Origin of the sequence: Kineococcus glutinatus, assembly GCF_039542765.1 — a bacterium.
GTDB classification, from domain to species: Bacteria; Actinomycetota; Actinomycetes; order Actinomycetales; family Kineococcaceae; genus Kineococcus_A; species Kineococcus_A glutinatus.
In genome coordinates, this window is record NZ_BAABIL010000288.1 from 1 (window position 1) to 9498 (window position 9498).

Annotated in this window: 5 protein-coding genes and 1 tRNA gene; 1 reads left to right on the forward strand and 5 read right to left on the reverse strand. The window is 73.7% G+C overall.

The window, feature by feature from the left end:
* Nucleotides 1–34: 34 nt before the first annotated feature.
* From pyk to ABEB16_RS22815, 5 genes are all read right to left on the reverse strand, one after another.
* Nucleotides 35–1477 (reverse strand): pyruvate kinase, encoded by a 1443-nt coding sequence (gene pyk, locus ABEB16_RS11410; protein ID WP_345712374.1) that lies wholly within the window; start codon nt 1475–1477, stop codon nt 35–37.
* A gap of 151 nt (nt 1478–1628) precedes the next feature.
* Nucleotides 1629–3086 (reverse strand): glutamate synthase subunit beta, encoded by a 1458-nt coding sequence (locus ABEB16_RS11415; RefSeq protein WP_345712375.1) that lies wholly within the window; start codon nt 3084–3086, stop codon nt 1629–1631.
* A complete protein-coding gene (gltB, locus tag ABEB16_RS11420; protein ID WP_345712376.1) occupies nt 3079–7632 on the reverse strand; it encodes a glutamate synthase large subunit in 4554 nt (1517 codons plus the stop codon). Before gltB ends, ABEB16_RS11415 begins: the two co-directional genes overlap by 8 nt.
* A 146-nt stretch (nt 7633–7778) precedes the next feature.
* Nucleotides 7779–8750, reverse strand: a complete 972-nt coding sequence (gene lgt / locus ABEB16_RS11425; RefSeq protein ID WP_345712377.1) for a prolipoprotein diacylglyceryl transferase — start codon at nt 8748–8750, stop codon at nt 7779–7781.
* Nucleotides 8747–9442, reverse strand: a complete 696-nt coding sequence (locus ABEB16_RS22815) for a DsbA family protein (RefSeq protein WP_425560167.1) — start codon at nt 9440–9442, stop codon at nt 8747–8749. Before ABEB16_RS22815 ends, lgt begins: the two co-directional genes overlap by 4 nt.
* On the opposite strand from ABEB16_RS22815, the gene ABEB16_RS11430 reads away from it, so the two are divergent.
* Nucleotides 9417–9488 (forward strand) — tRNA-Thr (locus ABEB16_RS11430). The genes ABEB16_RS22815 and ABEB16_RS11430 overlap by 26 nt on opposite strands.
* The last annotated feature ends 10 nt before the right edge of the window (nt 9489–9498 follow it).

The window sequence follows — 9498 nt, forward strand, 5'->3', positions numbered from 1 at the left end:
CGGCCGGCGCCACCCGCGGCGGCGCGAGCGCGGCTCAGTCGGCGTAACCGGGGGCCGCGGCGTTGACCGCGTCACCGATGCGGTGCACCCGCACGGCGTTGGTGGAGCCGGCGATGCCGGGCGGGGAGCCGGCGACGATGACGACGAGGTCGCCCTCGGCGCAGCGGCCGTACTCCAGCAGCAGGGTCTCCACCTGCCGGACCATGTCGTCGGTGTGCTTGACCATCGGACCGAGGAAGGTCTCGATGCCCCAGCTCAGCTGCAGCCGCCGCTGCACCGGCTCGTGCGGCGTGAACGCCAGCAGGGGGATGCGCGGGCGCAGCCGCGACACGCGCCGGGCGGAGTCGCCCGTCGTGGTGAAGGTGACGAGGAACTTCGCCTCGAGCACCTCGCCGATGCTCATCGCCGCCGCCGTCACGGCCCCGCCCTTGGTGTGCGGGGTGCTGCCGAGGGGGGCGATGCGGTCGGCGCCGTGCGTCTCGGTGTTCTCGATGATCCGCGACATCGTCCGCACGGCCTCCAGGGGGAACGAGCCCACGCTCGTCTCGCCGGAGAGCATCAGCGCGTCCGCGCCGTCGAGCACGGCGTTGGCGCAGTCGGAGGCCTCCGCGCGCGTCGGCCGCGGCGCGGTGATCATCGACTCGAGCATCTGGGTGGCGACGATGACGGGCTTGGCCTGGCGCCGGCACAGCTCGATGGCCCGCTTCTGCACCAGCGGGACCTCCTCCAGCGGCAGCTCCACGCCGAGGTCGCCGCGCGCCACCATGATGCCGTCGAAGGCCGCGACCACCTCGCGGAGGTTCTCCACCGCCTGCGGCTTCTCCACCTTGGCGATGACCGGGACCGTGACGCCCACCTCGTCCATGATTTTGCGGACGTCGGCGGCGTCGGCGGCGTTGCGCACGAAGGACAGGGCCACGAGGTCCACGCCCAGGCCCAGCGCGAAGCGCAGGTCCTCCTTGTCCTTCTCCGACAGGGCCGGGACGCTGACGGCCACACCGGGCAGGTTGATGCCCTTGTTGTTGGAGACCGGACCGGGGACCTCGCACTCGGTGACGACCCGCGGGCCGTCCACCTCCAGCACGCGCAGGCCCACGCGGCCGTCGTCGATGAGGATGCGGTCGCCGGCGGCGACGTCGCCCGGCAGGCCCTTGTAGGTCGTGGAGCACAGCTCCCTCGTGCCGGGCACCTCCTCGGTGGTGATCGTGAAGCGGTCGCCCACGGCGAGGGCGTGCGGGCCGTCCTCGAACTTCCCGAGGCGGATCTTGGGACCCTGCAGGTCGGCGAGCACGGCGACGGGCCGGCCCGCGGCGCGGCTGGCGGCGCGCACGTCGGCGTAGTTCGTCGAGTGCTCCGCGTGGGAGCCGTGACTGAGGTTCATCCGCGCGACGTTCATCCCCGCGGTGATCAGCGCCTGGAGACGCTCCTGACCGGCGACCGCCGGCCCGAGCGTGCAGACGATCTTCGCTCTGCGCATGGCCACGAGCCTATGGGGTCCACGTCCCGCAGCGGGGGGCGGGCGCCGGACGGGACGCCGCGGCGGCCCGGCGTGCGGGTGCGCCGGGGCACCGGAGGGGCAGGTCCCCTCCGGTGCCCCGGCGCACCGCCGCCCCCGCGGCGGGGGCGGCTCAGACCGTCAGCGGCCTGGCGTGCGCGTCGAGCGGGAACGGCAGCTGCGTGGAGCCCATGAGGTGCTCGTCGACCGCCGCGGCGCAGGCGCGCCCCTCGGCGATGGCCCACACGATGAGCGACTGCCCGCGCCCGGCGTCGCCTGCGACGAACACCCCCGGCACCCCGGTGGCGTAGCGGGAGTCGCGCACGAGGTGGCTGCGCTCGTTGGTCTCCAGCCCGAGCTGCTGCAGCGCCGGGCCCGCCTCGGGGCCGGTGAAGCCGATGGCCAGCAGGACCAGCTGCGCCGGCAGCACCCGCTCGGTGCCCTCCACCGGCGTCCAGCGCCCCTCGACCTTGCGGACCTCCACCACCTCGACGCCGCTGACGCGGCCGTCCTCCCCCACGAACCGGGTGGTGCTCGCGGAGAACACCCGGTCGCCGCCCTCCTCGTGGGAGGAGGACACCGAGAACACCTTCGGCATCGTCGGCCACGGCTCGTTGCCGGCGCGCTCGTCCGCGGCACGCGGGTAGATGTCCAGCTGCGTCACCGAGCGCGCGCCCTGCCGCAGCGCCGTGCCGTAGCAGTCCGAACCGGTGTCGCCGCCGCCGATGATGACGACGTCCAGGCCCGCGGCGTCGATGAGGCCGGGCACGTCCTGCTCCCCCACCGCGATGCGGTTGGTGGGGGGCAGGTACTCCATCGCCTGGTGGATCCCGGCCAGCTCGCGGCCGGGGAAGTCCACGTCGCGCCACTGCGTGGCACCGACGGCCACCACGACGGCGTCGTAGCGCTCGCGCAGCGCCTCACCGGTGATGTCCACGCCGATCTCCACGCCCGGGCGGAAGCGGGTGCCCTCCGCCTCCATCTGCGCCAGGCGGCGGTCCAGGACGGCGCGCTCCATCTTGAACTCGGGGATGCCGTAGCGCATCAGCCCGCCGATCTTGTCGGCGCGCTCGAACACCGCGACGGTGTGCCCGGCCCGGGTGAGCTGCTGGGCGGCGGCCAGGCCGGCCGGCCCGGACCCCACGACCGCCACCGTCCTGCCGGTGAGGCGCTCCGGCGGGCGCGGCTCCAGCCAGCCGTGGTCCACCGCGCTCTCGGCGATGGCCTCCTCCACCTGCTTGATCGTGACGGCCGGCTGGTTGATGCCGAGCACGCACGCCGACTCGCACGGCGCCGGGCACAGCTTCCCGGTGAACTCGGGGAAGTTGTTCGTCGCGTGCAGCCGCTCGGAGGCCTCCTGCATGTCCCCGCGCAGCACGAGGTCGTTCCACTCGGGGATGAGGTTCCCCAGCGGGCACGCGTTGTGGCAGAACGGGATGCCGCAGTCCATGCAGCGACCCGCCTGCCGGCGCAGCGTCGCCGAGTCCTGCCGCTCGTACACCTCGCGCCAGTCCATCAGGCGCAGCGGCACCGGGCGCCGCGGCGGGGTCTGGCGCTCGCGGACCTTCAGGAACCCCCGGTTGTCAACCATGCGAAGCCTCCATGATGCGGGTGAGGACCGCGTCGTCGTCGGGCGCCAGGCCGTCGGCGGCGGCCGCGGCGCGCACCTCGAGGACGCGGCGGTAGTCGCGCGGCACGACCGTGGTGAAGCGCTGGCGCGCGGCACCCCAGTCGGCCAGCAGCTTGGCGGCGACGACCGAGCCGGTGTGCTCCTTGTGGGCCACGAGCAGGTCGTGCACCCGCGCGGCCGCGGCGTCGTCGAGGGGCTGCAGGTCCACCATCTGCTGGTTGACGCGGTGCTCCTTGAGGTCCAGGACGTGCGCCAGCCCGCCGGACATGCCCGCGGCCACGTTGCGGCCGGTGCGGCCGAGGATGACGACCTCGCCGCCGGTCATGTACTCCAGCGCGTGGTCGCCCACGCCCTCCACCACCGCAGTGGCCCCGGAGTTGCGCACGCAGAACCGCTCGCCGACCTCACCGCGCAGGAAGAGCTCCCCGCGGGTGGCGCCGTAGCCGATGACGTTGCCCGCGATGATGTTGCGGGCGCGGTCGCCGCAGGAGCGGTCCGGGCGCACGACGACCCGCCCGCCGGACAGGCCCTTGCCGACGTAGTCGTTGGTGTCGCCGAGCAGGCGGATCGTCACCCCCGGCGGCAGGAAGGCGCCCAGGGACTGCCCGCCCGAACCGGTGAGGGTGATGTCGATCGTGCCGTCGGGCAGGCCGTCCTCGCCGTGGCGCCTGGTGACCTCGTAGCCGAGCATCGCCCCGACCGTGCGGTTCACGTTGCGCACCGGCAGCTCGATCTTCACGGGGGTGCCGTGCTCCAGCGCGTCGTGGCTGCGCTCGATGAGGACGTGGTCCAGGGCCTTCTCCAGGCCGTGGTCCTGCTGCGCCGTGCAGCGCAGCGCCGTGCCCTCCGGAAGCTCCGGGCGGGCCAGGACCGGCGCGAGGTCCAGGCCGGCGGCCTTCCAGTGGTCCACCGCGCGGCGGGAGTCCAGCACCTCCACGTGCCCGATCGCCTCGTCGAGGGAGCGGAAGCCCAGGGCCGCGAGGTACTCGCGCACCTCCTGCGCGAGGAACTCGAAGAACGCCACGACGTGGTCGGCCTGCCCGGCGAAGCGCGCGCGCAGCTCCGGGTTCTGGGTCGCGATGCCGACCGGACAGGTGTCCAGGTGGCACACGCGCATCATGATGCAGCCCTCGACCACCAGCGGGGCGGTGGCGAAGCCGTACTCCTCCGCGCCCAGCAGCGCGGCCACGACGACGTCGCGCCCCGTCTTGAGCTGGCCGTCCACCTGCACGTTGATGCGGTCGCGCAGACCGTTGAGCAGCAGCGTCTGCTGCGTCTCGGCCAGGCCGAGCTCCCACGGGCCGCCGGCGTGCTTGAGGCTGGTCAGCGGCGCCGCGCCCGTGCCGCCGTCGTGGCCGGAGACGAGCACCACGTCCGCCTTGGCCTTGCTCACGCCGGCCGCGACGGTGCCCACGCCCACCTCGGAGACCAGCTTCACGTGCACCCGCGCGTGGCGGTTGGCGTTCTTCAGGTCGTGGATGAGCTGGGCGAGGTCCTCGATGGAGTAGATGTCGTGGTGCGGCGGCGGCGAGATCAGCCCGACGCCCGGCGTGGAGTGCCGGGTCCGGGCGATGTTCGGGTACACCTTGTGCCCGGGCAGCTGGCCGCCCTCGCCCGGCTTGGCCCCCTGCGCCATCTTGATCTGCAGGTCGGTGGCGTGCGCCAGGTAGCTGGAGGTCACCCCGAAGCGCCCGGAGGCGATCTGCTTGATCGCGCTGTTGCGCTCGGGGTCGAGGAGGCGCTCGACGTCCTCACCGCCCTCGCCCGTGTTGGACCGCGCGCCGAGGCGGTTCATCGCGATCGCGAGGACCTCGTGCGCCTCCTTGCTGATGGAGCCGTAGCTCATCGCGCCCGTGGAGAACCGCTTGACGATCGCGCTGACGGGCTCGACCTCGTCGATGGCGACGGGCTCGCGCACCCCCTTGCGCAGCTGCAGCAGACCGCGCAGCGTCATGAGGCGCTCGGCCTGCTCGTCGACGCGGCGGGTGTACTGCTTGAAGATGTCGTAGCTGCGCGAGCGGGTGGCGTGCTGCAGCCGGAAGACGGTCTCGGGGTCGAACAGGTGCGGCTCGCCGTCGCGGCGCCACTGGTACTCCCCGCCCGTCTCCAGCCGGCGGTGGGCCTGGTGCTGGCCCTCCACCGGGTAGGCGACGCGGTGGCGGCGGGCGACCTCCTCGGCGAGGACGTCGAGGCCGACGCCGCCCAGGCGGGAGGTCGTGGCGGTGAAGTACTCGTCGACGAGGGTCTGCGACAGGCCCAGGGCCTCGAACACCTGGGCACCGCGGTAGGAGGCCACCGTGGAGATGCCCATCTTGCTCATGACCTTCAGCACGCCCTTGCCGAGGGCCTTGATGAGGTTCTTCACGGCCGTCTCGGCGTCCACGTCGGTGATGACGCCGTCGCGGACGAGGTCCTCGACCGTCTCCATCGCCAGGTACGGGTTGACCGCCGCGGCGCCGTAGCCGATGAGCAGCGCGACGTGGTGCACCTCGCGGACGTCACCGGCCTCCACGACCAGGCCCACCCGGGTGCGGTTCTTCTGGCGCACCAGGTGGTGGTGCACCGCGGAGGTGATGAGCAGCGACGGGATCGGCGCCAGCTCCGCGGTGGAGTCCCGGTCGGAGAGCACGACGAAGACCGCCCCGTCCGCCACGGCGGAGCTGACCTCCGCGCGGATCTCCTCGATGCGCCGGGCCAGCTCCGCGCCGCCACCGGCCACCCGGTAGAGGGACTTGACGATGCGGGTGGTGCGGCCGGGGTTCTTCCGGTCCCGGTCGATGTGGACGACCTTGGCGAGCTCGTCGTTGTCGATGACCGGGAACGGCAGCACCAGCTGGCGGGCGTGCTGCGGGGTGGCCGACAGCGGGTTCTGCTGCGGACCGGTGGTGGTGACCAGCGAGGTGACGAGCTCCTCGCGGATGGCGTCCAGCGGCGGGTTGGTCACCTGCGCGAACAGCTGGGTGAAGTAGTCGAACAGCAGCCGCGGGCGCCGCGACAGCACCGCGATGGGCGTGTCCGAGCCCATCGAGCCGATCGCCTCGCCACCGCTGCGGGCCATCGGCGCCAGCAGCAGGCGCAGCTCCTCCTCGGTGTAGCCGAACGTCTGCTGCCGGCGGACCACCGAGGCGTGGGTGTGCACCACGTGCTCGCGCGGGGGCAGGTCCTGCATCCGCACGACGTTGTCGGCCAGCCACTGCGCGTACGGGTGCTGCGCGGCGAGCTCGGACTTGATCTCCTCGTCGTCGACGATGCGCCCGGCGGCGGTGTCGACGAGGAACATCCGGCCCGGCTGCAGGCGCCCGCGGGTGACGACCGAGGCCGGGTCGAGGTCGAGGACGCCCACCTCGCTGGCGAGCACCACGAGGCCCTCGTCGGTCACCCAGTAGCGGGAGGGGCGCAGGCCGTTGCGGTCCAGGACCGCGCCGATGAGGGTGCCGTCGGTGAAGGTGACGCTGGCGGGCCCGTCCCAGGGCTCCATGAACATCGAGTGGAACTCGTAGAAGGCCCGGCGGGCCGGGTCCATCTCGGTGTGGTTCTCCCACGCCTCGGGGATCATCATGAGCACCGCGTGCGGCAGGGAGCGCCCCGACAGGTGCAGCAGCTCCAGCACCTCGTCGAACGAGGCGGAGTCCGAGCCCTGGGTCGCGCAGATCGGGGTGAGCCGCTGCACGCCGCCGGGGACGAGGTCGGTCTCCAGCTGGCTCTCGCGGGCCGCCATCCAGTTGCGGTTGCCCTTGACGGTGTTGATCTCGCCGTTGTGGGCGATGAGCCGGAAGGGGTGCGCCAGCGGCCACGAGGGGAAGGTGTTGGTGGAGAAGCGCGAGTGCACCAGCGCCAGCTCCGTCGCGAAGCGGCGGTCGGACAGGTCCGGGTAGAACGGCTCCAGCTGCCCGGTGGTGAGCATGCCCTTGTAGACCAGGGTGCGGCTGGACAGCGAGGGGAAGTACACGCCCAGGTCCCGCTCGGCGCGCTTGCGCACCGCGTAGGCGCGCCGGTCCAGCACGACGCCCTCCTCGCCCGCCGGCCCGGCCAGGAACAGCTGGCGGAAGAACGGCATGCAGGCGCGCGCCTGGCTGCCGACGAGGTCCGGCGACACCGGGACGTCGCGCCAGGTGAGGACCGTGCAGCCCTCCTCCGCGGCGAGGGCCTCGATGCCGGCGACCGCCTCGGCGCGCTCGGCCTCCCCCGCGGGCAGGAAGGCGGTGCCCACGGCGTAGCCGCCCGCCGGCGGCAGCTCGACGCCGGCCTCGCGCACGACCTCCCGCAGGAACGCGTCGGGCACCTGCGTGAGGATGCCGGCGCCGTCGCCGGTGTTCTCCTCCGCGCCCACCGCGCCGCGGTGGTCGAGGTTGCGCAGGGCCGTCAGCGCGTGCTCGACGATGTCGTGCCCCGCCTCGCCGCGCATGGTCGCCACGAAGGCGACCCCGCACGCGTCGTGCTCGGAGCGGGGGTCGTACAGGCCCTGGGGACCGGGCTGCGTCGAGAAAGGCCGTGCGGTGGGAGCCATGCCGGGTGCACCGTCCTCGGAAGAGGTCTCGCGACCTCGGTGGACAGGAAGTGGTTCAGGGTGAGTGTCCGTCAAGTGGACCCGACGGACACCCGGTGCAGGACGGCGCTGGCCCGCGTTTCCCCAACTGTAACGGAGCGGACGTCTCAGTCGACGTCGTGACGGGGGACCCCACCCGCAGGGGGGGTGCCGTCCGCTTCAGCCGGCGCGTGCGGGGTGCCCGCGACGCCGGGTGGTGCCCCCGCGCCTGTCGCGGTCGGGGCGTCGCGTTCCAGGACCTCCTGCCCGCCCGGGTTGCGGCGACGGGACAGCACGAGCGCGGTCAGCGCGACGAGGAGCACGATAGCGCTCACCCAGACGTTGACGCGCACGCCCAGCACCCGGTTGGCCTCGTCGATGCGCAGCGCCTCGATCCACACGCGGCCCGCGGTGTAGAGCACGACGTACAGGGCGAAGGTCTGGCCCTGGACGAGGTGCCAGCGCCGCTCGGCCCGCACGAGCACCGCGGCCGCCGCCAGGCACCACAGCAGCTCGTAGAGGAAGGTGGGGTGGAAGGTGCCGAGCACGACGGGCTCGCCGTCGGCGCCCAGGACGGCGCGGCCGGCGCCGTCGTCCCACGCGTGGATGCGCAGCGCCCACGGCAGGTCCGTGCTGCGGCCGTAGAGCTCGTTGTTGAACCAGTTGCCCAGGCGGCCGATCGCCTGCGCCACCAGCAGCCCCGGCGCCATCGCCGAGGCGAGGGGGGCCAGCCGGTACCCGGCGCGGCGGGCGCCGATCCAGGCGCCCACGGCGCCCAGCGCCACCGCGCCCCAGACACCCAGGCCGCCCTGCCACACGTACAGGGCCCGCACCGGGTCCCCGCCCTCCCCGAAGTACGCCTCGGGTGAGGTGATGACGTGGTAGATGCGGGCGCCCACGATGCCGAAGGGCACCGCCCACACCGCCACGTCGGCGACGAGGCCCGGGCGCCCTCCCCTGGCGCGCCAGCGGCGCTCGGCGATCGCCACGCCCACGACGATGCCCGCGATGATGCACAGGGCGTAGGCGCGCACCGGCAGCGGCCCGAGGTACCACACGCCCTGGGTGGGGCTGGGCAGGACCGCGGCGAGCGCGCTCACGAGGCGCTCGCCGCGTCGACCTGCTCGCGCAGGTAGGCGGGGCCGTCGCTGCCGAGCAGGGTCGTGGTGTCGAGGGCGCGGGTGCTGCCGCCGGCGGTGAGCTGCACCGTCGGGGTGCCCTCGACCTCATCGGGCATGGCCTCCTGCACGTCCTCCACGAAGCCGGCGTAGGTGCCCGCGTCCAGCGCCTCGCGCCAGCGGGTGACGTCGCCCACCCCGGCGGCCTCCGCGGCCTCCTGCAGGACGTCGTCGGTGTAGCCGTCGCCCTCCTGCTCCGGCTGGCGGGCGTACACCTGGCGCGTGTACTCCGCGAAGCGGCCCTGGTCGGCGGCCGCGGCGGCGCCCTGCGCGGCGCGGCTGGAGGAGTCGTTGCCCAGGCCGGTGTCGAGGAAGCTGAGGGTGTGCACGACGACGCGGGCGCTGCCGCTGCCGGCCAGCTCGACGAGGGCCTCCCCGGAGGAGGTCTCGAACCGCTTGCAGACGGGGCACTGGTAGTCCAGCCAGACGTCCAGCCGGGGCGCCTCGCCCTCCGCCGGGGACCCGGGCAGCACGTAGCCGCCCGCGGCGCCCGTGGCGGTCGCCGGCACGGGCGCACCCGATGCCGCCTCCTCCTCACCGCCGCGGGCCAGCAGCACCGCCACGACAGGCGCCACCGCCACGACCGCGGCCAGCACGGCGGTGGTGGTCAGCACCCGACTTGTAATCGGGCGGTTCGGGGTTCGAGTCCCCGTGCCGGCTCCGCGATGGC

Bases quoted from the DNA above. Each gene is read 5' to 3' on its own strand.
- ABEB16_RS11415 (WP_345712375.1), bottom strand. From the start codon at position 3,086: ATGGTTGACAACCGGGGGTTCCTGAAGGTCCGCGAGCGCCAGACCCCG.
- pyk (WP_345712374.1), bottom strand. From the start codon at position 1,477: ATGCGCAGAGCGAAGATCGTCTGCACGCTCGGGCCGGCGGTCGCCGGT.
- gltB (WP_345712376.1), bottom strand. From the start codon at position 7,632: ATGGCTCCCACCGCACGGCCTTTCTCGACGCAGCCCGGTCCCCAGGGC.